The sequence below is a fragment of the Nitratireductor sp. ATLC21 genome, from assembly GCF_057196525.1.
Map to the genome: position 1 here is coordinate 671,472 of NZ_JBXUOU010000003.1, position 24,688 is coordinate 696,159.

Sequence of the window (24,688 nt, forward strand, 5' to 3'; positions counted from 1 at the left end):
CGCACAGGCCAAACCGGAAAGCCAAACACCATTTCCGGAAAGCCAAGGGAACTTCTGGTGTTTTTAAAGGGAGAAGTCATGAAAAAGGCACTTATGGCTGGCGCAGCACTCAGCCTGATGATGACCGGTTCCGCCTGGGCGGACATCACGATTGCAGTTGCTGGCCCCATGACGGGTCAATACGCTTCCTTCGGTGAGCAGATGAAGGCGGGCGCAGAACAGGCCATTGCCGACATCAACGAAGCTGGTGGCGTGAATGGCGAAATGCTGAAGCTGGAAGTGGGCGACGATGCCTGCGATCCCAAGCAGGCTGTGGCCGTTGCCAACCAGTTTGCAGGCTCGGGTGTCGTGTTCGTAGCAGGTCATTTCTGCTCGGGTTCGTCCATCCCGGCATCGTCGGTCTATGCCGAGGAAGGCATCATCCAGATTTCACCGGCCTCCACCAACCCGGCTTTCACCGACAACCGGCCTGGCCCCGGCGTCTACCGCGTCTGCGGTCGTGACGACCAGCAGGGCGATGTTGCCGGCAAGTTCCTTGTCGAGAATTTCGGCGACAAGAAGGTTGCTTTCGTCCACGACAAGACCGCCTACGGCAAGGGCCTGGCAGACGCAACGAAGGCTGCCTATGAGGCCGCCGGCGGCAAGCCGGCTCTCTACGAAGCTTACACCGCCGGTGAAAAGGACTACACCGCGCTGGTCTCCAAGCTGAAGCAGGAAGGCGTTGGCGTCCTTTATGTTGGCGGCTACCACACGGAAGCCGGCCTCATGGCGCGCCAGATGCGCGAGCAGGGCATGGACACGGTGCTTGTGTCAGGTGACGCGCTTGTCACCGATGAGTATTGGGCCATCACCGGCGACGCGGGTGAGGGCACGCTGATGACCTTCTCGCCCGATCCGCGCAAGAACGAGATCGCAAAGCCGGTCGTCGACAAGCTGCTTGCTGCCGGCAAGACGGCTGAAGGCTACGCGCTCTACACCTATGCCGCCATCCAGGCATGGAAGGATGCCGTCGAGACAGCCGGTTCCACCGACTACGATCCGGTCGTTGCCGCTCTGAACGACGGCACGTTCTCGACCGTTCTCGGCGACCTGTCCTTCGACGACAAGGGCGACGTAACGCTGCCGGGCTATGTCTTCTACGAGTGGAAAGACGGCAAATACGACTACCTCGAGCAGTAAGCCACTGGCTTGATGTGAGGTCTGGCGGCCCGGCAGCGATGCCGGGCCGCTTTCTTTTGGTGAAGCGGCTGGCGCCCAATTTCATTCAGCTGGCATTCCAGCCCTTTCGTCATCCTCGGACCTGATCCGAGGACCCATGTCAAAGCGCCGGGGATAAACCGCAGCCCTTCAAGGCGACACGCAATTTTTCTCACACGCCCCCGTCACCACCGCAACGGCACGGATCCTATGGTCAAGCCATAGGAGACGACGTTGGCGAAGCGCGTTCCCTACTCGCTATTCGCTCTTTTCTCCCCACCCCCAAAACCTCCACTACACTCCCAGCCATCGCCCCTGTCGGCCCCCTTCTCCCCGCCTGCGGGGAGAAGGGGGCCGACATCCCGGAAGCCGCGATCCATGGAAAAGCACGCTGGAACACGGCCCTGTCCTCGCCCCCTCTGCAGAATACCCGCCAACGTCAAACGTCCCCTTCTCCCCGCGAGCGGGGAGAAGGTGAGGATGAGGGGCGCGCGCCATCAGTGGTCGGGATGCCGACACAGGTGGAGAAGATCGCAAGGCCCCGCCCGCCCCTCATCCCCCTGCCGGGACCTTCTCCCCGCAAGCGGGGAGAAGGAAGCCGTCATTCCGGAAACCGCAGACTATCCGGGACCCATTGGAAGAACGCGCCAACGACAAACGTCCCCTTCTCCCCGCAGGCGGGGAGAAGGTGAGGATGAGGGGCGAGCGCCGTCAGTGGCCGGGATGGGGAAGATGGAAGCGCGCCATCGGGCGGAAACAGGGTTTGGCAATAACACTGCTTCGAAACCGGCAAAGTTTCCTCCACGTCAAGAAAGTTTGCACCGCAGCATCGTCCACGCTAATCATACCGCGTCGTTTTGGCGCGGAGGGGAGTTTCGCGCCAGGCAATCCCGCACAAACCTTCTCTTCCCGGAGTTTTTGCCAGTGCAGATTAAGAAGATCCTCGTCGCAAACCGTTCCGAAATCGCCATCCGCGTCTTCCGCGCAGCCAATGAACTCGACATCCGAACGGTGGCCATCTGGGCCGAGGAGGATAAATATTCACTGCACCGCTTCAAGGCTGACGAATCCTACCAGGTGGGGCGCGGACCGCATCTGGAGCGTGATCTTGGCCCCATCGAGAGCTATCTCTCGATCGATGAGGTGATCCGCGTCGCCAAATTGTCGGGAGCTGACGCTATCCATCCGGGCTATGGCCTTCTGTCCGAGAGCCCCGAGTTTGCCGAAGCTTGTGCCGAGAACGGCATTGTCTTTATCGGGCCCAAGCCAGAGACCATGCGCCGCCTGGGTAACAAAGTGGCCGCGCGCAATCTGGCGGTGGAGGTGGGCGTGCCGGTGGTCCCCGCCACCGAGCCATTGCCCGATGACATGGAAGAGGTTGCCCGCATGGCGGAGGAGGTGGGCTTCCCGGTTATGCTCAAGGCCTCCTGGGGTGGCGGCGGACGCGGCATGCGCGTCATTCGCAGCCGCGAGGATCTGGAACACGAAGTCACCGAGGCAAAGCGCGAGGCCAAGGCCGCTTTCGGCAAGGATGAAGTCTATCTCGAAAAGCTGGTCGAGCGCGCGCGGCACGTGGAGGTTCAGGTTCTGGGCGATACGCATGGCAACGCCGTGCATCTGTTCGAGCGGGACTGTTCCATTCAACGCCGCAACCAGAAAGTCGTGGAGCGGGCACCGGCGCCTTACCTGAACGACGAAAAGCGCGACGAACTGTGCGGCTATGCGCTGAAGATCGCCGAGGCAACCAACTACATCGGCGCCGGCACAGTCGAATTCCTCATGGATGCAGACACGGGCGCCTTCTATTTCATCGAGGTCAATCCACGCATTCAGGTGGAACACACGGTCACCGAGGAGGTGACCGGCGTCGATATCGTCAAGGCACAGATCCACATTCTGGAAGGGGCGAAAATCGGCGACAAGGCTTCAGGTGTTCCCGCGCAGGCGGACATTCGTCTGAATGGTGATGCCCTTCAGTGCCGCATCACCACGGAAGACCCGGAGCAGAACTTCATCCCGGATTACGGTCGTATCACCGCCTATCGCGGCGCGACTGGTTTCGGCATCCGTCTGGACGGTGGTACGGCCTATTCCGGCGCGGTCATCACGCGATTCTACGATCCGCTGCTTGAAAAGGTCACGGCCTGGGCGCCGACACCCGAAGAGGCCATCGCCCGCATGGACCGCGCGCTGCGCGAGTTCCGCATTCGCGGCGTGGCGACCAACCTGACCTTCCTTGAAGCGATCATCAGCCACCCGAATTTCCGCAATGCGTCCTACACGACCCGGTTCATTGACGAGACACCTGAGCTTTTCACGCAGGTCAAGCGGCGGGACCGCGCGACCAAGCTTTTGAACTATCTGGCCGATGTCACGGTGAACGGCCATCCTGAGGCGCGGGGTCGGGCACTGCCCAATGCCGAGGCGGCGGCGCCGCATGTGCCTTATGTCGACATGCCGGTGCCGGACGGAAGCAAGCAGACGTTCGATAAGCTTGGGGCCGAGGGCTTCTCCAAATGGATGCGCGAGCAGGAGCGCGTGCTGGTCACCGACACAACGATGCGCGATGCGCATCAGTCGTTGCTCGCCACCCGCATGCGCACATTCGACATGGCGCGCATTGCCGGCGTCTATGCCCGTGCACTACCTGAGCTTCTGTCGCTGGAGTGTTGGGGCGGGGCGACCTTCGACGTCGCCATGCGCTTCCTGACGGAAGACCCTTGGGAGCGTCTTTCACGCATTCGCGAGGGCGCGCCCAACCTGCTTCTCCAGATGCTCCTGCGCGGTGCCAATGGCGTCGGCTACACCAACTATCCCGACAATGTCGTGCAGCACTTCGTCAAACAGGCGGCGGAAGGCGGCATCGATCTCTTTCGTGTGTTTGACTGCCTCAACTGGGTGGAGAACATGCGGGTGGCGATGGACGCGGTGCGCTCCGAAGGCAAGCTCTGCGAGGCGACCATCTGCTATACGGGCGATCTCCTCGATCCGGACCGCGCGAAGTACGATCTGAAATACTATGTCGGGCTTGCCGGAGAACTTGAGGCTGCTGGTGCAAACATCATCGCCATCAAGGACATGGCCGGCCTCCTGAAACCGGGTGCGGCGCGGGTGCTGTTCAAGGCGCTGCGCGAGGCAACCGACCTGCCATTGCATTTCCACACGCACGACACGTCCGGCATTTCCGCCGCAACGGTGCTTGCCGCCGTTGAAAGCGGGGTCGACGCCGTTGACGCGGCAATGGATGCGCTCTCTGGCAACACATCGCAGCCCTGTCTCGGCTCCATTGTCGAAGCGCTCAAGGGCGATGCCCGCGATACCGGGCTCGACCGTGAATGGGTGCGCCGCATCTCCTTCTACTGGGAGGCCGTGCGCAACCAGTACGCCGCCTTTGAAAGCGACCTGAAAGGACCGGCTTCCGAGGTCTATCTGCACGAAATGCCTGGCGGCCAGTTCACCAATCTCAAGGAGCAGGCCCGCTCGCTGGGGCTGGAGACCCGTTGGCACGAGGTGGCGCGCGCCTATCATGACGTCAACATGATGTTCGGCGATATCGTCAAGGTCACACCCTCCTCCAAGGTCGTGGGTGACATGGCGCTGATGATGGTTTCGCAGGATCTGACCGTCGCGGATGTCCAAAATCCGGAAAAGGATATCGCCTTCCCGGACTCGGTGGTCTCCATGCTGCATGGCGATCTTGGTCAGCCACCGGCAGGCTGGCCTGAGGCCCTGCAGAAAAAGGTCTTGAAGGGGGAGAAGCCGATCACGGTGCGACCCGGTTCGCTGCTGGAGCCGGCCGATCTTGAGGCGGATCGCAAGGCGCTCGAAGAGAAGCTCGGTCGCAAGGTGAGTGAGTTCGAGTTTTCCTCATGGTTGATGTATCCCAAGGTCTTCACGGACTTCGCCGCCGCATCGGAAAATTATGGTCCCGTCAGCGTGTTGCCGACGCCTGTCTACTTCTACGGCATGCAACCCGAGGACGAGATTTTCGTCGAGATCGAACGCGGCAAGACGCTGGTGATCCGTTGCCTTGCGATCGGTGAGGTTGACGAAAAAGGCATGGTGACCGTGTTCTTCGAACTCAACGGCCAGCCTCGTCGCGTCAAGGTCCCCGACAGGGTGCATGGTGCGTCTGCATCTGCGGCGCGCCGCAAGGCGGAGGCCGGCAACGAGGCGCATGTGGGGGCACCGATGCCAGGTGTCGTGTCCACGCTTGCCGTCAAGCCGGGGCAGAGTGTCCAGTCTGGTGACGTGCTTTTGTCCATAGAGGCCATGAAAATGGAAACAGCGCTTCATGCCGAGCGCGACGGAACGATCGCCGAGGTTCTTGTGAGTGCGGGCGATCAGATCGATGCCAAGGATCTGCTCGTCGTGTTCGAGAACGGCGATTGACGATCTCGGTTAAACCGATTTAAATGCGGCGCGATCAGGTGATTTCTGACGCGCCGTTTTTCTTGGAGCCGGTTATGTCATTCCGGAATGCGTCCATCGGGCGCTGGGCTGTCGCGGCCTGCTTTTTCGTCAATGGTTTCATGGTAGGCAGCTGGGCTCCGCAGATTCCGGTTGTCGCCTCCCGCTTTGAGCTGAGCGAGACGGCGCTTGGTCTGCTCATTCTCGTTTTCGGTTGTGGAGCGGTGGCCGTGATGCCGCTGTGTGGCTATTTGATCGGCCGGTTCGGCTCCCGCATTGTCTTGCGGGTGGCCGCTATTGTGTGCGCCCTGTCCTTTGGCGGCCTCGTCGGAGCCGCATACATCTGGCAAATGATTGCCGCACTTATCTTTTTTGGTGCATTCCTAGGCGCCATGGATATCTCCATGAACGCCAATGCCGTGGCTGTGGAACGCTCGCTCGGACGGGCGGTGATGTCTTCGTCACACGGGTTTTGGAGTCTGGGCGGGTTTGTCGGTGCCGGCGCGGGCGGACTGCTTATTGAGCGCTACGGTTACATGGCGCATGCGGGAATGGTGGTGGCATTTGCCGTTGTGCTTGTCCTTGTCACGCTGCCATTTCTGATTGTTGAAGCTCGGCCCATGGCCGGGGAGGATGGCCATGGGCGCAAGGGATTGCCCCGCAATCCGATGGTCTATGTGACAGGTCTTGTCGCACTTTTCTGCATGTTGCCGGAGGGAGCGGTGCTCGATTGGGCAGCGCTTTACCTCCGGCAGGAAATGGGCGCGGGAATCGCCGAAGCGAGTCTGGCCTTTACCGCATTTTCCGGCGCCATGGCGGTCATGCGTTTTGCCGGCGACCGTCTGCGCAATCGTTTCGGTGCAGTGCGCACCTTACGCTATTCCGGCATCGTCGCAACGATCGGCATGCTTGGAGCCGGGTTCGCCACTTCGCCCATGCTGGCGACGATAGCTTTCGCTCTCAGCGGTATGGGTATCGCCAACATGGTGCCGATAGTTTTTTCCGCTGCGGGCAACCAGCCGGGGCTGTCACCGGGGGCAGGTATGAGCGTGGCAACCACGATCGGCTATTCCGGCATGCTTGTTGCTCCATCGCTTGTGGGCTTCATCGCCGAGCGCACCGGATTCGCGCCGATTTTCCTGGCTTTTTCCCTGCTGCTTGCCTGCGTTCTGATGCTGGCCAATCTCGTCAGGTCCGCTGATACGATTGCTGCGCAGCCTGCCGGTTGTGCTTGATCTTTACCTGGCGCTAGATGTTGCCCATCAGCATTAGTATTAAAACGATAACCAGCAGCAGGCCCAAGATGCCTGATGGTCCGTATCCCCATCCGCGCGAATGCGGCCAGGCGGGGATGGCGCCGAGCAAGATCAAGATCAGAATGATGATGAGGATTGTGCCGAGCGACATCGCGTTCTCCTCGCTGTGTTGAAAGCCTTGCATTTCAACGTGTCAGCAGCGCTTCGGTTCCCTCAAAAGCAAAGAAGCCGGCGCGTCGCTGGGGATGCGCCGGCTCGTGATGTAAAAAGGCCTGGTCCCTCACTCAGCCGGTTTGGGAAAGGGGTCTTCCGGAACATCGGAAGTCTTTACCGGTGCCTTGTCCTTTTCACCCCGACGGAACAGTCGAGCAAACAGACCGCGCCGCTTCTGGCCGGCGGGCAGGGTCTCGCGCGTGAACACCATCAAAGCAGAGGGCGTGACGATCAGCGTTAGAGCTGTCGCAAAGGTGAGGCCATAGACGATGGCGCCTGATAGCGAAATCCACCACTGGGTCGAGGGCGCTCCGATGGTCACTTCCTGGTGGAACAGTTCCAGTCCGAGACCGAAAGCGATTGGCGCCACACCGAGCACGGCGGAAATGGCGGTCAGCATGACCGGGCGCGCGCGTTCGCGGCAGGTCTGAAGGATGGCTTCCTGCTTTTTCCAGCCTTCGCGCCGCAGCCGGTCATAGGTGTCGATCAGAACAATGTTGTTGTTCACCACCACGCCGGCAAGCGCAATGACACCAATGCCGGACATGACGATGCCAAAGGGCTGCCCGGTTATGAGCAATCCGAGGAACACACCGATTGTGGCCATCACCACGGTCATCAATACCAGGAAGACGCTGGTGAACTTGTTGAACTGGGCAAGGAGCACCACGAAAATCAGAAAGATTGCGGCGCCGAAGGCTTTCGACAGGAAGGCGCTCGCTTCCTCACTTTCCTCGTTCGACCCGGCGAGTTTCCAGCGTGTGGCGCCAAGGTCCATGTCGCCAAGCGTCTGCGTGACTTCGGCCTGGACGGCCGAGACCTGATAGCCGCTGGCGACATTGGCTGTGACGACGATGGTGCGCTGTCCGTCGATGCGGTTCAAAATCCCGGTCGACCGTTCCGGTTCGCGTGACACGAAGTTGGAGATCGGGACCGGACCCTGCGATGTCTGGACCCGCAGCTGATCCAGGGCAGAGAGGGTGCGCCGGTCCTCGGGCAGGCGCAGGCGAATATCGACAGCGTCGTCGACACCGGCAGGCCGGTATTCTGACAGTTTCAACCCGTTGGTCACAAGCTGGACCACCGTGCCGACAGACACCGGGCTGATCCCGTATTGTGCTGCCTTGGCGCGATCCACCTTGATCGCCCAGTCGATGCCGGGTGGCGGGAGGCCGTCAGATATGTCGATCACTCCCGGCACGTTTCCGATCGCACGCGCGACCTCCGCGGCATGGCTGTTCAGGTCTGTCGGATCCGCAGCTGAAAGGCGAACCTGGATCGGCTGACCGGTCGGAGGACCGCCTTCGGGTACGCGGACCTCGATTTCGACACCAGGGGTGCCGGCAAGCTCACGCCGCAGATCATCAAGGATCTTGCTCGCAGGCTCGCGCTCCCGCCAGTCAATAAATTCGTATTGGATGACGCCGATGACATCTTCATCGATATCCTGTCCGCCGCCACGGGTTTTGCCGACGCGTGTATAGACGGATTCAATGCCTGGCCAGTTGAGTAGCTTTTCCTCGGCAGGTTTTGTCAGCCGGTCCATCTCTTCAAGCGAGAGGTTTCCACGGGCATGCACATACATGAGGCCGTATTCCGGCTCCACATTGGGGAAGAATTCAACGCCAGCGCCATATTGAGAGTAGGAGTAGATGATGCCGCCCAGCAGGCCGACCGTGAGCAGAAGAACGGTTTTGGGAAAGCGCACAGCCTGCTTCACGAGCCCCATATACCACCCGTCCGGTTTCTGCTCTTCCTGCACATGTGCCTTGGCAAAGATCGCCCCGAGGGTCGGGGTGAATATCAATGCATAGATCATCGAGGCGCTTAGCGTGACGATCAGCGTGATCGGCAGGTATTTCATGAATTCGCCGACAATGCCCGGCCAGAACAAAAGGGGCGAAAAGGCCGCGATACGAGTCATGGTTGCAGCGATCACGGGGCCGGCCATGCGTTTGGCTGCAAGCTCGAAGGCTTGCGCCTTGTCCATGCCCTCGGTCATGCGCCGCTCGGCGAATTCCGTTACGATGATGGCGTCATCAACCAGCATGCCGACGGCCAGGATGAGGCTGAAGAGAACCACCATGTTGACGGTGAAGCCGCCAAGCGAGAGAGCGTAGATGCCCATCAGGAAGGACGCGGGAACGGCGAGTCCGATCAGCAGGGAAGCGCGCCCGGAGAGGGTGTAGAGGACAACGATGAAAACCAGAATCACTGCGATCAGGACATGGTTTTGCAGGTCGTTGAGCATGTCGCGGATCATCACCGATTTGTCCTGACTGTAGGACACAGTGATGTTGCCGTCCGTAACCTTCTCGAATTCGGTCGCTGCAGTTTTCACGGCATCAACCGTGTCGACAAGATTCGCGCCGACCCGCTTCTTGACCTCAATGGCGATTGCGTTCCTGCCGTTCAGGCGGGTGATCGTTTCGGCATCCTTGAAGGTGGAGCGGATCTCTGCCAGATCACGCGCTCGCACCACGGCATTCGGGCTTGAGACAATCGGCAGATTCGCCACATCCTCCACAGTCTCGATCAGTGAAGGCACCTTGACAGCATACCGTCCGGCTTCGCCTTCCAGCGAACCGGCTGCGACCAGGCTGTTTGAGGCATTGACGCCATTGATCATCTGGTCGAGCTGCAAGCCGTAAGAGGAGAGCTTCATCGGGTCGATGAGAATCTCGACCAGCTCGTCGCGAGAGCCCTGCAGCGTGCCTTCAAGCACGCCAGGAATTTCCTCGATCCGGTCTCGAAGCTCCCGTGCGGCGGCGGAAAGAACGCGCTCGGGTACGTTGCCGGCAAGCGTTACGACGAGAATCGGAAACTCTGAAATGTTTACTTCATGCACCGAGGGCTCATCGGCCCCCTGTGGCAGCTCGCGCCGTGCGTCGGCGACCTTGGCGCGCACGTCCTCGATGGCATTGGAGAAGTCGTAGCCGGCCTGAAATTCGACAAGAACAAAGCCGCCGCCCTGATAGGCGGAGGATCGCATTTCCTTGACGCCCTCAAGGCTTTTGAGCCGGGTCTCGATCGGGCGCAGCAAGAGCCGCTCCGAGTCTTCCGGTGAGATGCCCTGATAGGTCAGGCTCACATAGATGATCGGGATCGGTACATCCGGCTCAGCTTCCTTGGGGATGCTGATATAGGCCAGTGATCCGGCAATCACGAAGAAGAGCAGGATGGATAAGGTCAGCCTGGCATTCTGAATTGCTATACGGACGATGTCCATCGGGCAGGTCCTGTCTTGTCCCGTCAGCGCGCTTCAGTGTTTCTCCTGATACCGGAGGCGCTTTGTTTCAATGGTATACAGCCTTCGAGAGAAAGCCGTTTTACGCTACAGCAGGCTGTCTCAGCGGGTGGTCATCTCGGAGGCGAGGACGCCTGCCAGTTCCCGTATGAGCTTCTGGTCGGCGATTTCCGTCTTCACCGTGTCACCCTCGGTCACGAGATCCTGGCCGGCGACGATTACCTGCGCATTGGCCGGGATGCCGGCAAGGAAGAGAGCCCGGGGCGTGTCATCGACCAGGTCAATCGGGTAAAAGACCACCTTGCTGGTGTCATCGACGGCACGAACGCCAAGCTCGCCATTCTCGTTCAGCGTCACCACGGAACGCGGCAAGGCAACCGCTTCCACCGGCTCGGCGTGAATGTTGATCTCTGCGGTCATGCCGGCGGGAATGCTGCCGTCCTGATTGGGGATCGCCACCTCGATACGGAACGTACGGGTCTGCTCAGAAGCCTCGCGGCTGACGAAGCGGACTTCACCGCTGACTTTCGTGCCGTCAACCAATCGAACGTCCGCCTTGTCACCAACATCGACAGACCCAAGGTCGTGTTCGCTGACCTCGCCCACGGCGATCACCGGGTCGAGTTTGATCAGTGTGGCAACTTCCTGACCCTGCATTGCGGAGGAGCCGAGCTCCACGTCGACCTTGTCGATGATGCCATCGAAGGGTGCGCGCACGGTGATGCGTGCAAGGTCGGCTTCAGCAGCCTCGAGCTGGGAGCGGGCAGTGGCGAGTGCCGAGCGGGCGCTGTCCAACTGCAGGCGGGCAAGATTGCCGGACTTGGCAAGGCGGTCAGCAGCCTCGGATTCGGCCTGTCTCTGGGCCAAAACCTGACGTGCGGTCTCCACCGCCGCTTCCTTGCCTTCAGTCTCGAGCCTCAGGATCAGGTCGCCCGCGGATACCCTGTCGCCCTTTGAGACCGGCAGCTCCGAGACCACGCCGCCAGCGCGCAGGGCCAGGGCCGAACGCTTGTCAGCAGCGGTCTTGCCCGAAACGCGGATCGTTCTGGAGTGATCGATACGCGGCGGCGTCGCCACCGTCACCGTCTGCGCTTCCGCCGGCTTGTTTTCGGGTCGCTGCGCCACGGTCTGTGGCTCTTCACTGGCGCTGCCAACAGAGGAAAACTCCCCCGTGGCGATCCAGGCGGCTGTCGCGACCAACACGGCAATCGCGGCAAGTTTGTGCAACCTTATCTTCGGCATGTCGTTTTCCGATGCGATAGAGCCGGCCTGTCGACTGAGGACCGGCCCGATATGGGGACTGCCCGCGCAGAATTCAATTCGCCAAGGCGCAAGGGCAAGACGCGGTATCTTGCGGCAAAAGCACGCTCATATATCGCACACGCAAGCTTTACAAAAGCCGAATGGCGAATGCTCCTGACATCAACGAACGTCTGTCTGACGTCAGAATGCAAGCACATAAAAACGCCCTCTGCACGCTGGATGCGCGAAGGTTTGGGACATATTGACAAAAATCGTTATTTTGTCAATAGTCATCGAAAGAAAGTACAGTCCATGAATTTGATTGCCCGATGCACCGATGACCCCAAGCGGGAGCGTATCCTTGATGGCGCCATGAAGGTGTTTCTTGCCTATGGCTTTGCCCGAACCACGATGGATGACATTGCCCGGTCCGCTGATGTTTCGCGGCCGGCGCTTTACCTGCAGTTTCGGAACAAGGCGGACATCTTCCGCGCCATCGGCGCATGCGTTCTTGAGCAATCGCTGGAAGGCGCGCGGCAGGGGCTCGCCGAAGAAGGAACCTTTGGCGAGCGGATGATGACGGCGCTCGACCGGGCCCTGTTCGGGCTGATCGAGACCATCGATCAGTCGGCTCATGGACAGGAAATTCTCGACATGGAAAACAAGATCGCCGCCGATATCATCGCCGAGTGGCGCGATGGGCTGACAGCCATTGTTGAGGCAGCGGTGGCGGATGAGGCAACGCGGACAAATGCCGATCTTGAGGGGCAGGGGCTTTCGGCCCGGGGGCTGGCGGAAATTCTGCTGGATGGTCTTGAAGGTATGCGTATGCGCGGCCTGTGTGGAAAGCCTGCAATAGACGGTGCGCGGCGACTGGTGCGGGTTCTCGAAATTTCCATGGCCGCAGCGCAACCGGAACGTGGTTGAGGCGGGCTGCTGGCTTCAAACTGGTGATCGTCGCTATTGTGCCGTCCAGCCACCATCCATCGGCAGGGCCGTGCCAGTCATCTGCGATGCGTGATCGGAACACAGAAACACAACCAGCTCGCCCAACTCCTCGACAGTGACAAACTCCCGCGTGGGCTGCCTGGCAAGCATCACTTCGCGCACGACCGTTTCACGATCCATGCCATGCACCTTCATCTGATCAGGAATTTGCGCCTCCACCAACGGGGTCAGGACGTAACCGGGGCAAACAGCGTTGCAGGTGATGCCAGTCTCGGCGAGTTCGAGAGCCACTGTCTTGGTCAGCCCCACCACACCATGTTTGGCTGCAACATAGGCGGATTTGAACGGCGAGGCGCGCAGGCCATGTGCCGAGGCGATGTTGATGATGCGTCCGTGACCTGCCTTCTTCATGTGCGGGATCGCAGCGGCGATGGTGTGGAAGGACGATGAAAGATTGATCGCCAGAATGGCGTTCCATTTTTCGATGGGAAATTCTTCGACGGGGGCCACATGCTGGATGCCGGCATTGTTGACGAGAATATCGACGCCACCGAAGCGTTGTGCCACCTCATCGATCAGCAGACGGCAGGCGGCCGGATCGGACATGTCGGCGCTCACATAGGCCGCCTCCACGCCGTGATCATCGGCGAGCTTTTTTGCGATAGCATGGTCTTTTGAGCTGTCCGTGAATGAATTCAGGACGATATTGCAGCCGTTAGCTGCCAGCGCTTCGGCAATCCCGAAGCCGATGCCAGACGTTGACCCGGTGATCACAGCCGTCCGTTTTTGCTTGCCCGGTTCGTTCTGCATGGCATGTCCCTTTGTCGAAGCGTGGGAAATGAGGTAATGTTGCGGCGCAGCAAAGCGACGGATGGAGACACTGTCAAGCGAGGCGATCTGCGCAAATGCGCTTATGCGCCATTGACATTCCGGTCTGTCTCGGCCACCTCAAGCCCGATACGGCTGAAAACGGGACAGTTCCCCCAATGACCGGAACATTCACGGCCAGCAAATCTGTGAGCGGCTATTTCTCATCACCATTTCCGCGGCGCGAGGCCGTGGGTGTTGCCGTGGGCAATGTGATTGTCGGTGGGGACGCACCCGTGGTCGTTCAGTCCATGACAAACACGGACACGGCGGATGTGGACCGCACGGTGGCGCAGATCGCTGCGCTTCATCGCGCCGGCTCTGAATTGGTGCGCATTACCGTTGATCGTGATGAGGCGGCCGCTGCCGTGCCACGCATCCGCGAACGGCTGGAACGGGTGGGAATTTTTGTGCCACTCGTGGGCGATTTTCACTATATCGGGCACAAATTGCTGGCCGATCATCCTGCCTGCGCCGAGGCTCTGGCGAAATACCGGATCAATCCCGGCAATGTCGGCTTCAAGGACAAGAAAGACCGTCAGTTTGCCGCGATCATCGAAACGGCGATCAAGTATGACAAGCCGGTGCGCATTGGCGTCAATTGGGGCTCGCTCGATCAGGAATTGCTCACGCGTCTGATGGACGAGAACCAGAATAACGGGTCGCCCATGACGGCTCAGGAAGTGACGCGCGAAGCCATTGTGCAGTCAGCGCTGCTTTCGGCCGAGCTTGCGGAGGAAATCGGGCTCGGGCGCGACCGTATCATTCTTTCAGCCAAGGTCAGCCAGGTGCAGGACCTGATCGCCGTCTATACCGAGCTTGCGCGGCGCTCCAACCACTCGCTGCATCTGGGGCTGACCGAAGCCGGCATGGGCACCAAGGGGATTGTCGCCTCATCAGCCGCGATGGGTATTCTGCTGCAGCAGGGTATTGGTGATACGATCCGCATTTCCTTGACACCGGAGCCGGGCGGCGACCGCACCCGTGAAGTGCAGGTGGCGCAGGAGCTTCTGCAGACGATGGGATTCCGCCAGTTCCTGCCGGTGGTTGCGGCGTGCCCTGGTTGCGGCCGAACGACTTCGACCGTCTTTCAGGAACTTGCCCAGAAGATCGAGGGTGATCTGCGAAAGAACATGCCGGTCTGGCGCAAGAAATATCCCGGTGTGGAGAGCCTGAAGGTCGCGGTGATGGGGTGCATCGTCAACGGACCTGGCGAATCCAAGCATGCCGACATCGGCATTTCGTTGCCGGGGACGGGAGAAACGCCGGCTGCCCCGGTATTTGTGGATGGCAAGAAGGCAGCAACGCTGCGGGGCGAGAACATCGCGGCAGAGTTTGAAAAGATGGTCGCCGACTATATTGAAAAGCGTTTCGGGCCCCGCGAGACAGCGCAATAGCAGTTCATTTTCCCCGGTCAGCCAGGGATGACATCACCGTTTGGGTCAGTTCGCGCAGCAACTCCTCAAGGAGTTCGCGGCGCGCCCGGGGCATCGCGGTAAAGAGCGCAAGCTCGCTGGCCATGTCGGCCCTGAACGCCTTCTCGGCGCGCTCTTTGCCGGCGGAGGTAAGCTCAACCATCATGCTGCGCCCGTCTTCGGGTGAGGGGGTGCGCTTGACCAACCCAGCCTTTTCAAGCCGTTTCAGTCTGTGCGTCAGACCACCTGAAGTGATCATTAGGGATTTGTAGAGTTCGGTCGGCGTGAGGCGGTAGGGCGCTCCGGCGCGGCGTAGGGTGGCGATCACGTCGAACTCGCCCCGATCGAGGCCGAAGGCGGCGAAGGTTTCCTCGATGCCGGGGCGAACGAGCATCGATAGCCGGTAGATGCGGCCGAGAATGCTCATGGGGCTCGTGTCGAGATCGGGAAGTTCGCGTGCCCACTGCGCCCGCAGACGGTCGACATGATCCTCGCCGGTTTTCTCGATGCTCATGAAAGCTCCTGATCGTTCGCGGGTCTTGTTGGCTCGCTATATATCTTGACGAGAAGATAAAATGCAAATATCTTGATGTTAAGATATTCGGGCTCGGCACCGCGCAGGGCTTTGGAGGAAGAAGGGAGCAACAGCGATGTTTGAGATCATTCGCCGTTCTGAGCAGAAGCCGAGCCCCAAGGGTACGGTGACCTTTGAGGGGGAGCTCTATGGTGGGCAGGTTTCCATGTTCGTGATGAACAGTCCGCCCGGCCACGCCACAGGTCTGCACAAGCATCCCTATTCGGAGACCTGGGTGCTGCATTCGGGGGAAGCCGAGTTCACGGTGAACGGCGAAACCGTGCGCGCGTATTCGGGAGACATCGTTGTCGTTCCGGCCGATACACCGCACAGCTTCGCCAATGTGGGGTCTGACCGCCTCGATATCGTTTGCATCCACGCGTCAGGGCGTATCCAGCAGGAAAACCTTTGAAGGCCAGAACCCTGAAGTCAGCCTCTGCGGGCCTCTGCGGGCCTATGTCAGGCGCTTGCTGAAAGCCGGTGGGCATCGTTTCGCCAGTGGGTGATCTTGTCGGCGAGTTTCTGGGGGGAAATCGGCTTGGGCAGGTAATCGTCCATGCCGGCACCCAGACACTTTTCCCGGTCGCCCCTCAAGGCATGGGCGGTGATGCCGATGATCGGCGTGTGCGTCCCGTTGGCAGCTTCCAGTTCCCGGATCGCAGCCGTTGCCTCGTAACCGTTCATTTCCGGCATCGATACATCCATGAGGACGAGCCCGGGCTTCAGCGTGCGCAGCATCTCGACTGCCGTTTTGCCGTTGCTTGCGATTCTGTATTTCAGTCCCATTCCATCGAGAATCTGGCTGAAAACGAGCTGGTTCACTTCGTTGTCCTCGGCGACCAGAACATCGAGCGGCCCGCTGATCCCGCGCGACCCTGAGAGGCCTCGCTCAAGTGGCGTTGAGGCATGGATCTGAATCGGTTTGGCCTGAATCGGCGCTTCGACATTGTCCCGCGTAGGAAGCGCGCGGCTCACCTGCATCACTGAAACCAGCGTTTCCAGAAGCATGGAGGCACGTGTGGGCTTGTTCAAGTGCGCGGCAATCCCGCATTCGCTCATGAGGCGCGCCGTATCGGTCTGGTCGACCGATGTGAGAAGGACGAGTGGAATGCCCGCGAGCGCCGGATCCGCTTTGATCTTCTTGGCGACATCAGCGCCATTCATTTCGGGCATCTGATAGTCGAGAATGACACAATCCACCCGCGCATCAAGTTGAGCAGAGCGCTGCAGGAAGGCGAGACCGACGGCGCCGCTTTCCGCGGCTGCGCACTCGAAGCCCCAGCTGTTCAGTTGCTCAAGCAAAATCTCGCGGTTGATCGGATTGTCATCGATGACAAACACGCGTGACCCGGAAACGTCCACCGGCGCAGTCGCCTGGACGGCATTGGCCGTATCCACAGCAAACGGCACAGTGAAGGTGAACGTGGATCCTTTCCCCACCTCGCTGGTTGCTTCAATGGAGCCGCCCATCAATTCGGCAAGTTTGACAGCGATGGCCAGCCCGAGCCCGGTTCCTTCATGGCGGCGGGTAGACGATGAATCGACCTGCGCGAATTTGTCGAAGACCACGTCCAGCTTGTCTTGGGGAATGCCGATGCCGGTGTCTTCCACCCGAACCGTGACCCGGGTGATCTCCTCTTCCGATTTGCCTGAAACATCAATCAGGACATGACCGCGCTCGGTGAATTTTACCGCGTTGCCGACCAGGTTCGTGGCGATCTGACGGAACCGGCCCACATCGCCAATGAAGGAAGCAGGCAGTTCCGGATCGACGCGGACGATGAGCTCCAGGTCTTTCTCGGCCACGCGCGAGGATACCAGAGCCGCCACGTCTTCAATCGCCTCGCCAAGACGGAATGGCGCTTCGTCCAGCTTCAGCTGTCCCGCATCGATCTTCGAGAAATCAAGAATGTCGTTGATGATGGTCAAGAGGGCTGTACCCGATTTGACGATCACGTCGACGAACATCGCCTGACGCTGGTCAAGATTGGTGCGTGCTAGCAGTTCCGCCATGCCCATAACGCCGTTCATGGGGGTGCGGATCTCATGGCTCATATTGGCCAGGAATTCGGATTTCGTGCGGTCGGCCGACTGTGCCTTTATCTTTTCGGCTGCGAGCGAGATATTTGCGCTGTGCAGTTCCTGATGCGCCCTGGAGATGCGGCGAATCATCGGCTCAAAAATGCGTAGCGCCAGGATGAGGCTCGCAGTCACCATGGCCACGGCAACGCCGAAGAGGCCCCATTGGAGGGTGCCGTGGCTTTCAATCATTCCAGCGTTGAGAAGATCGGAGATGCGCTTTAGTTCCGGGCGCACCTGGGTGTTTGCGAGCGATTGGAGCTGCTTGAAAACACGCCGCGCCGTGGCGTTGTCGTAGTCGGTGAAAACCTCCAGCCTGTTGGCGAGCGAGATGATGTCGCGGATCTGCGCCCGCAGCGGGGTTTCTCCATTCTGGCCAAGCCAAATACGACGCACAGAAACGGGGACGGTATGGCCCGTGATATCCGTTGCAGTCGGCATTGTCTGCGAGATGGGCGCGCCTGAGTCCAACCCTCCCTGAAGATTGGTCAGGCGCTGACTTTCCAATGTGGTGACTTCCCCACTAACCGCGAATTCGAGCGCCTGAAAGGCGTCGTTCAATCGCGTCAGCGCCAGCTCGAGTTCGCTGTGACTTGATGCGGTTTCCGCCGCGTCTCCACGCGAAAGAAGTTCAGCCTGTTCAAGGCGCAACGCGTTGTGAATCACATCATTGGTGGCATCCGCCATGTGGCTGATGAATGCGCCGAAACGCACCTGATTCTTGGTCGTCTGCGTTTGCCACAGCAAGAATCCGGTCCCTAAGGCAACTGCGATGACGAAACCAGCCAGCAGCACGAACAAGCGTCCGCGCATATATTGTTGTGTCCCCAGGGTAGGCATTGCTGTTCCCAAGACGTCCCCATTTTCCGTAAGAATTGAACATCCTGATTAATGCCTGATTAACGCTAAAAGAATGAGTTTATACATGGCTTTGCGGCCAAGCGGCATCAATGCGCAGTCATGTTGGAAGAAAAACAAAGCAAGACAGGCCAAGCTGTCGTGTGCTCTCAAGAAAATACGGGTCCGAGATAGTGCTATTTATCGCGATTGGCCACAAAGCGAGCGGCTTGGCGAAGGGTCTCGGCACGTTCTTCGAATGGCTCCAGAATTTCTTCAGCCTGAGCAACGAGACCATTGAGTTGATGGCGGGTCCACTCAATCCCATGCAGGCTCGCCAAAGTCGCCTTGCCAGCGGCGGCATCCTTGCCGGTCGCTTTGCCCATCGTTTCGCTGTTGGAGGTGAGATCAAGCAGATCGTCGGCCAGCTGAAACGCGAGACCGATTGCGGATCCAAATTCACCGAGACGTTCCATCTCCGCCGGTTGCGCGCCGCCCACCAAGCTGCCAGCCTCGCAGGCAAAGCGGATGAGGGCGCCCGTCTTCATAGATTGCAGGAGGAGTATTTCCTCTTCGCTGAGGATGGAGCCTTCGGCAGCCAAGTCGAGCGCCTGACCTCCGGCCATGCCGCCCATGCCAGAGGCGCGGGCGAGCCGATTGACAAGCATGACCTTCGTTTCAGCGGGTAAATCTGTCTCGCCGGCGCTGATGATGTCGAAAGCGAAGGTCAGTAGACTGTCGCCGGCCAGGATCGCAGCGGCTTCATCGAAGGCGCGATGAACAGTCGGCTGGCCACGCCGCAGGTCGTCATCGTCCATTGCAGGCAGATCGTCATGGACGAGAGAGTAGCAATGTACGCATTCCAGTGCCGCCGCCACGCGCAATGCAGCGTTCTGGTTTTTCGTATCGAACAGTGCGGCAGTCTCGAGCACAAGGAAAGGCCGTAGGCGCTTGCCGCCGTTCAGAACGCCATGGCGCATGGCCTTCAGCAAACGTTCGGGCCGATGCAGCTCTCCCTCGAGGGGGCGGGGGGCGAGCAGGTCGCGCAGCGTGCTCTCGACCAGACTCGCGCCGGCGGCCAGTTTAATCTCGAAGGGGAGGGGCAGTGTCTCTTCCATGCCCGGAGCGATGCCGTTATTGGGCGTCGGGGTCAAGTCCGATTGTTGGTGCCATTGCGCCGCAGGCATTGGAGCGCTATGCGGAAAGCAGTGTTATGGCGTTTCAAATGCGGGGAAACAGGATTGAGCGGCCCGACAGTCGATCCCGAAAAAAAGCCGTCGACCATGGGCAGCCGGCGTCGTGGCCGTAGCGGTAAAGCGCGGGCAGGAACCGCCCGTGGATGGAGAAGACGGCTTTTCCGCCTTATCGTGACCATCCTCGTGGTGCTGGCCCTGATACCGGCCGGATTGACGCTTTTGTACAAGGTCCCGTTCGTTCACCCTCTTTCCACATTGATGATGCGCGATCTGGCGACGCTTCAAGGATATGACCGCCGCTGGACTGCGCTCGATGAAATGGGAACGCTAATCCAGCACTCTGTTGTGATGTCGGAGGACGGGCAGTTCTGTGCGCATGACGGGATCGACTGGGCCGCTTTGAACCTCGTCATCAACGATGCGTTGTCGGGCGAAAAGGCGCGGGGAGCCTCCACCATACCAATGCAGACCGTGAAGAATCTTTACCTCTGGCAGGGTCGATCCTTCGTGCGCAAAGGTCTGGAGCTTCCGCTGGCATTTTATCTCGATCTTGTCCTTTCCAAGCGACGTATCCTGGAAATTTATCTGAACATTGTCGAATGGGGCCCGAACATTTATGGAGCGGAGGCTGCAGCGCAACATTACTTCGGGCGGCGGGCTTCCGAGCTTACGCGCCGCCAGGCCGCTTTGTTGGCAGTGACGTTGCCCAATCCGCTGGAGCGCAATCCGGCAAAGCCATCCGGCGGCCTCAACAGGCTCGCTGCAAATATCGAGCAGCGGGCGCGCAAGGCTGGCGGTTATGTGGGGTGTCTGAAACCCTGATTGCAGCAATTCTCCAAAAAAATGCGTTGCGACCCACTGGCCAAAGGCCGTTTTGACGTGTATAGGCACGCCGACTTCCAATTCCCGGCCGAGATGCTGGGCCCTGGATCAAGGGGCCGCAACGGCCTTTGACCGATTAGCGGAGCAGGACAATGGCTGTACCAAAAAGGAAAACGACGCCTTCGAAGCGCGGCATGCGCCGCTCGGCCGATGCCATCAAGGCACCGACCTATGTCGAAGACAAGAATTCGGGCGAGCTGCGTCGTCCGCACCACATCGACCTGAAGACCGGCATGTATCGCGGTCGCCAGGTTCTGGAGCCGAAGGACGCATGAGCGACTTTCTCCAGTGAATTGCGGAAAGGCCGGTCTTTGACCGGCCTTTTTCGTTTGGGCTACCCATTTGCCGCATTCACCTCAGCGCGCTGCTGAACGTCGTGAAGGACAGAAAGGGCTTTTTCCGCAAGCTGTTCGGGCACGAATACATGGTCGTGATGGAAAGCAGCGATCACATTGCAAGGAATGCCTTCCTCTGCCAGCGCCGTGGCCACGGAAGCGGTTAGCCCCACACCATCTAGCGCCGAATAGACGCCAAGGACGATCCGGCGCATCGGCATATCTGTGTCAAAGCCATGTGCCCTGGCGCTTTGCAGGGAGACGACGAGCGTCGTTCCCTCCTCTTCCTTGAAAACGCAGAGCGCGTCCTTGAGGAGCGTCTCAGAGGTATCCTGGCGGGGGACGCTGCAGAAAACATAGATGCCCTCACTCAGCACCGGCGTCAGGCCTGAAAGCATAGAATGCCGGTCGCGCACAGGGTCGGTCATCTCGTGCAGTCCGAAGGGAAGTTCAGTTGGGGAAGAGCTTCAGGTCAGGAATCGCCCATTGAATCAATCTTGCGTTGCATCGCGGCAATCTGCTCTCGTAAATCTTTCAGATCGTCGGAGCGGTGCGTGTCATTGCCCGCGTCCCTTTCCGGAGCCGCGGGTGGCTCGGAAGCGCCAGACATCGGTGTGAACATGCGCATTGCATTTTGAAACATCTCGATGTTTCGGCGTGTCTGCTCTTCCACCATTTTCATTGGAGCTGACATGCCCATCATGTCCATCGAGGAGGTCCCAAAGGCCTTGTTCATCTGCTCACGCATGCGCTCCTGCTCTTTCGAGAAGGCCATCATGGATTGTTCGAGAAAGCTTGGAACAACCATCTGCATCTGATCGCCGTAAAAGGCGATGAGCTGGCGCAAGAAGGATACGGGCAGCATGTTCTGTCCGTTGCGGTCATTCTCCAATTCAAAAATGATCTGGGTCAGAACCGAATGGGTGATGTCGTCGCCGGATTTGGCGTCCTGCACGACGAAATTTTCATCGCGTTTCACCATTTCAGCGAGATCTTCCAGCGTCACATAGGTGCTGGTGCCGGTGTTGTAGAGACGGCGATTGGCGTATTTCTTGATGACGATCGGGTCGTCCTTGGCTGGCATTACTGACCTCCCCGTAGCACGGTGTCTATGGCGTCGCTTCCGGTCGTCTCTTCCGTCGACCTGGAATAACGATGCCCTGGATTCAAGGACCAGGGGCAGGATATGCGCAAAATCCGGTCGAATGAAAGCGGTTTTCGCAGGGGCGAAGACGCGGTCGCTTTTCTTCGGCGACGCGCAACAGTTGTTGCGCTGCACACTACCGTTTGACTCGTCACTTATTAGCCGCGACAAATGCGGATGAAGTCAGTCCGTTGCACGGGCTGCGCAATTTTACGTATCGCCTTTTCACGGGAGAAGCCTTCATGTCGACAGCTGAAGCCATCGTCGTCGCCAGTGCCGCTCGGACACCGGTCGGTTCTTTCAACGGATCGTTTGCCACCGTGCCAGCGCACGAACTGGGCGCCACTGCCATCAAGGAAGCGCTTTCACGCGCTGGTGTGGCGCCTGAAGAGGTGAATGAGGTCATTCTCGGTCAGGTGCTGACCGCGGGTCAGGGGCAGAACCCGGCACGTCAGGCTTCGGTCGCAGCCGGCCTGCCGAAGGAGACAACCGCCTGGGTGCTCAATCAGGTCTGTGGTTCGGGCTTGCGCACCATCGCCATCGGAATGCAGCAGATCGCTACGGGCGATGCCGACATCATCGTGGCCGGCGGGCAGGAATCCATGACGCTCTCGCCGCATTGCGCCTATCTGCGTGCCGGGGTGAAGATGGGCGATTACGCCATGATCGACACGATGATCCGCGACGGCCTTTGGGATGCCTTTAACGGCTATCATATGGGTATCACGGCGGAGAACGTGGCGCGGCAGTTTCAGATCACGCGTGAGGAGCAGGACGCCTTTGCGCTCGCCTCGCAGAACAAGGCGGAGGCCGCTCAGAAGGCCGGGCGTTTCAAGGACGAGATCGTGCCCGTGACCGTGAAGAGCCGCAAGGGGGAGACGGTCATTTCGGAGGATGAGTATATCCGTCATGGCGCGACCCTTGAGGGTATGCAGAAGCTGCGTCCGGCCTTCGACAAAGAGGGCACCGTGACGGCGGCCAATGCATCAGGCATCAATGACGGTGCTGCTGCGGTGGTTCTGATGCGCGAAAGCGAGGCGGAGCGCCGTGGTTTGACGCCGCTCGTACGCATCGCGTCCTGGGCAACGGCAGGTGTCGATCCGGCGATCATGGGCACGGGGCCGATCCCCGCTTCGCGCCGTGCGCTGGAAAAGGCAGGCTGGAAGGCGGAAGATCTCGATCTGGTCGAAGCCAACGAGGCCTTTGCCGCACAGGCCTGTGCCGTGAACAAGGATATGGGCTGGAACCCGGAGATCGTGAACGTGAATGGCGGAGCGATCGCCATCGGCCATCCGATTGGAGCTTCGGGCACACGCATTTTCAACACGCTGGCCTTCGAGATGCGCCGCCGGGGCGCGAAGAAGGGGCTGGCGACGCTTTGCATTGGCGGCGGAATGGGCGTCGCCATGTGCGTGGAAGCGCTGTAGATTGTTTGCCGGCACGCGGCGGCAGACGTCGCGTGCCAGCCGGCTTATCGCTCAGGCACAATGGGGCGAAGGCGGCGGGGACGATTCATTTTCAGGGAGGCGACCTGCATGAAGACGGCACTTGTTACCGGTGGAACCCGTGGCATTGGCGCGGCAATAGCAACAGCCCTCAGGGGTGCTGGCTATCGGGTCGCGGTGAATTACGCGGGCAATGACGAGGCGGCGGCGCGGTTTGCCGAGGAAACCGGCATTGCCGCCTACAAATGGTCGATCGCCGATTATGATGCCTGTGCCGAAGGTGTTGCGAAGATCGAAGCCGATCTCGGGCCGGTGGACGTTCTGGTCAACAATGCCGGAATCACGCGGGATGTGATGTTCCACAAGATGACGGTGGAAGACTGGCGCGCGGTTGTCGATGTCAATCTCAACGGCGTCTTCAACATGACGCATCAGGTTTTTGCCGGTATGCGCTCACGCAGGTTCGGTCGCATCGTCAATATATCTTCCATCAACGGTCAGAAGGGCCAGATGGGGCAGGCCAACTACTCGGCGGCCAAGGCCGGCGAGATCGGTTTCACCAAGGCATTGGCCCAGGAGGGGGCGCGATTCAATGTGACAGTGAACGCGATCTGCCCGGGCTATATCGCCACAGACATGGTGATGGCTGTGCCGGAAGCCGTGCGCGAGAAAATCATCGCCCAGATCCCGGTGGGGCGGTTGGGCGAGGCCTCGGAGATTGCAAGATCCGTGCTTTTTCTGGTTTCGGACGAGGCCGGGTTCATGACCGGGTCGACATTGACGGTCAATGGCGGACAGTACTTCGTCTGAAGGAAAAACTGCTGCGTTGCGCGGCTGGATGACCGGGTGCTGTGGAGAAAAGCGAGCGTCGTGCCTTGCGTATCTCTGTATCAAATTGAAGCAATTTGGTTAACGCGACATTCATCCTGACACTTCGGTCCTGTGGATAAGCTGTTCCTTATCTGTCGACAGCTGGTGGAAAACACCAGATGTAGTGGCGAACGTACCAGGAACATTCTGGTATCACTGATTCGTCGCCGATTCGTTCCGGGTTTGGTCGAAGTGTTAACGCGTGGGTCTTCGAAGCGTCGAAAACCCGTTAACCGCTCAGCAAATTTTCCTAACAAAATCTTATGCTTGTTAGGGAAGAAGAGACGCGGTCCTCTGCCTTTCGCTCAAAAGTTAACGCTCATCCCCGGTTTCATACCATTTGGGCAAGGTGTCGATTCAGCATGTAGGCCCACGTGCTGAGCGATGCACAGCATATTGGGGTGAACAAAACGGGAAACACTCGAAGTCAGTGATTCGTCGCTGATTCGTTCCAGACTCGTTCTAAACCTTAACAATCAAATTTTTCTCCTGCCCGTTTTGGCAGGCTTTGTCGGCGGAGTGTCAGTCTTG

19 protein-coding genes are annotated in these 24,688 nt (G+C 59.5%); 10 read left to right on the top strand and 9 right to left on the bottom strand.

The features are described 5' to 3' along the window. The first annotated feature begins 78 nt into the window (after positions 1-78). From AC2CHD_RS17765 to AC2CHD_RS17775, 3 genes are all read left to right on the top strand, one after another. A complete protein-coding gene (locus AC2CHD_RS17765) occupies positions 79-1,179 on the top strand; it encodes a branched-chain amino acid ABC transporter substrate-binding protein (RefSeq protein WP_229449809.1) in 1,101 nt (366 codons plus the stop codon). Between the two features lie 942 nt (positions 1,180-2,121). Further along, entirely contained in the window at positions 2,122-5,589 is a 3,468-nt protein-coding gene (gene pyc / locus AC2CHD_RS17770; RefSeq protein WP_484554712.1) for a pyruvate carboxylase, read from the top strand. 74 nt (positions 5,590-5,663) lie between these two features. Continuing rightward, positions 5,664-6,842: an MFS transporter gene (locus tag AC2CHD_RS17775; RefSeq protein ID WP_484554713.1), complete on the top strand. Its 1,179-nt coding sequence runs from the start codon at positions 5,664-5,666 to the stop codon at positions 6,840-6,842. 13 nt (positions 6,843-6,855) lie between these two features. Here AC2CHD_RS17775 and AC2CHD_RS17780 read toward each other — a convergent pair whose 3' ends face one another. The 3 genes from AC2CHD_RS17780 to AC2CHD_RS17790 form a co-directional block, all read right to left on the bottom strand. After that, complete coding sequence (locus tag AC2CHD_RS17780) at positions 6,856-7,014, bottom strand: DUF3309 family protein (RefSeq protein ID WP_229449812.1); 159 nt, start codon at positions 7,012-7,014, stop codon at positions 6,856-6,858. Positions 7,015-7,143: 129 nt separating this feature from the next. Then, positions 7,144-10,305: an efflux RND transporter permease subunit gene (locus AC2CHD_RS17785; protein ID WP_484554714.1), complete on the bottom strand. Its 3,162-nt coding sequence runs from the start codon at positions 10,303-10,305 to the stop codon at positions 7,144-7,146. 120 nt (positions 10,306-10,425) lie between these two features. Beyond that, the gene (locus AC2CHD_RS17790; protein WP_484554715.1) at positions 10,426-11,565 is read right to left on the bottom strand and encodes an efflux RND transporter periplasmic adaptor subunit; all 1,140 of its coding nucleotides are present in this window, start codon (positions 11,563-11,565) and stop codon (positions 10,426-10,428) included. 312 nt (positions 11,566-11,877) lie between these two features. Between AC2CHD_RS17790 and AC2CHD_RS17795 the strand changes: the two genes are divergently transcribed. Further along, on the top strand, positions 11,878-12,492 hold the full coding sequence (locus AC2CHD_RS17795; RefSeq protein ID WP_229449815.1) for a TetR/AcrR family transcriptional regulator: 615 nt from the start codon (positions 11,878-11,880) through the stop codon (positions 12,490-12,492). 33 nt (positions 12,493-12,525) lie between these two features. On the opposite strand, the gene AC2CHD_RS17800 is transcribed toward AC2CHD_RS17795, so the two are convergent. Further along, positions 12,526-13,323, bottom strand: coding sequence for a 3-hydroxybutyrate dehydrogenase (locus AC2CHD_RS17800; protein ID WP_484554716.1), 798 nt, complete (start codon positions 13,321-13,323; stop codon positions 12,526-12,528). A 176-nt stretch (positions 13,324-13,499) separates the two neighbouring features. Between AC2CHD_RS17800 and ispG the strand changes: the two genes are divergently transcribed. Then, positions 13,500-14,777, top strand: a complete 1,278-nt coding sequence (ispG, locus tag AC2CHD_RS17805) for a flavodoxin-dependent (E)-4-hydroxy-3-methylbut-2-enyl-diphosphate synthase (RefSeq protein WP_229449817.1) — start codon at positions 13,500-13,502, stop codon at positions 14,775-14,777. Positions 14,778-14,781: 4 nt separating this feature from the next. On the opposite strand, the gene AC2CHD_RS17810 is transcribed toward ispG, so the two are convergent. Then, complete coding sequence (locus AC2CHD_RS17810) at positions 14,782-15,309, bottom strand: MarR family winged helix-turn-helix transcriptional regulator (protein WP_484554717.1); 528 nt, start codon at positions 15,307-15,309, stop codon at positions 14,782-14,784. A 136-nt stretch (positions 15,310-15,445) separates the two neighbouring features. Between AC2CHD_RS17810 and AC2CHD_RS17815 the strand changes: the two genes are divergently transcribed. Then, a complete protein-coding gene (locus AC2CHD_RS17815) occupies positions 15,446-15,781 on the top strand; it encodes a cupin domain-containing protein (protein WP_484554718.1) in 336 nt (111 codons plus the stop codon). A gap of 47 nt (positions 15,782-15,828) precedes the next feature. Here AC2CHD_RS17815 and AC2CHD_RS17820 read toward each other — a convergent pair whose 3' ends face one another. Together AC2CHD_RS17820 and AC2CHD_RS17825 are read right to left on the bottom strand one after the other, a co-directional pair. Beyond that, positions 15,829-18,261 carry a hybrid sensor histidine kinase/response regulator gene (locus AC2CHD_RS17820; RefSeq protein ID WP_484554719.1) on the bottom strand — a complete coding sequence of 811 codons (2,433 nt, stop codon included), beginning with the start codon at positions 18,259-18,261 and terminating at the stop codon, positions 15,829-15,831. Positions 18,262-18,482: 221 nt separating this feature from the next. Next, complete coding sequence (locus tag AC2CHD_RS17825; protein ID WP_484554750.1) at positions 18,483-19,403, bottom strand: polyprenyl synthetase family protein; 921 nt, start codon at positions 19,401-19,403, stop codon at positions 18,483-18,485. Between the two features lie 123 nt (positions 19,404-19,526). On the opposite strand from AC2CHD_RS17825, the gene mtgA reads away from it, so the two are divergent. Continuing rightward, the gene (gene mtgA / locus AC2CHD_RS17830) at positions 19,527-20,303 is read left to right on the top strand and encodes a monofunctional biosynthetic peptidoglycan transglycosylase (RefSeq protein ID WP_484554720.1); all 777 of its coding nucleotides are present in this window, start codon (positions 19,527-19,529) and stop codon (positions 20,301-20,303) included. A gap of 152 nt (positions 20,304-20,455) precedes the next feature. Next, entirely contained in the window at positions 20,456-20,638 is a 183-nt protein-coding gene (gene rpmF / locus AC2CHD_RS17835) for a 50S ribosomal protein L32 (RefSeq protein WP_007007560.1), read from the top strand. A 59-nt stretch (positions 20,639-20,697) separates the two neighbouring features. Here the strand turns inward: rpmF and AC2CHD_RS17840 are convergent, their stop codons facing one another. After that, positions 20,698-21,126, bottom strand: coding sequence for an ACT domain-containing protein (locus tag AC2CHD_RS17840; RefSeq protein ID WP_484554721.1), 429 nt, complete (start codon positions 21,124-21,126; stop codon positions 20,698-20,700). Between the two features lie 44 nt (positions 21,127-21,170). Beyond that, on the bottom strand, positions 21,171-21,782 hold the full coding sequence (phaR, locus tag AC2CHD_RS17845) for a polyhydroxyalkanoate synthesis repressor PhaR (RefSeq protein WP_229449823.1): 612 nt from the start codon (positions 21,780-21,782) through the stop codon (positions 21,171-21,173). 302 nt (positions 21,783-22,084) lie between these two features. Between phaR and AC2CHD_RS17850 the strand changes: the two genes are divergently transcribed. Both AC2CHD_RS17850 and phbB read left to right on the top strand, forming a co-directional pair. Beyond that, a complete protein-coding gene (locus tag AC2CHD_RS17850) occupies positions 22,085-23,269 on the top strand; it encodes an acetyl-CoA C-acetyltransferase (protein WP_484554722.1) in 1,185 nt (394 codons plus the stop codon). 108 nt (positions 23,270-23,377) lie between these two features. After that, a complete protein-coding gene (gene phbB / locus AC2CHD_RS17855; protein ID WP_484554723.1) occupies positions 23,378-24,097 on the top strand; it encodes an acetoacetyl-CoA reductase in 720 nt (239 codons plus the stop codon). Positions 24,098-24,688: the final 591 nt, after the last annotated feature.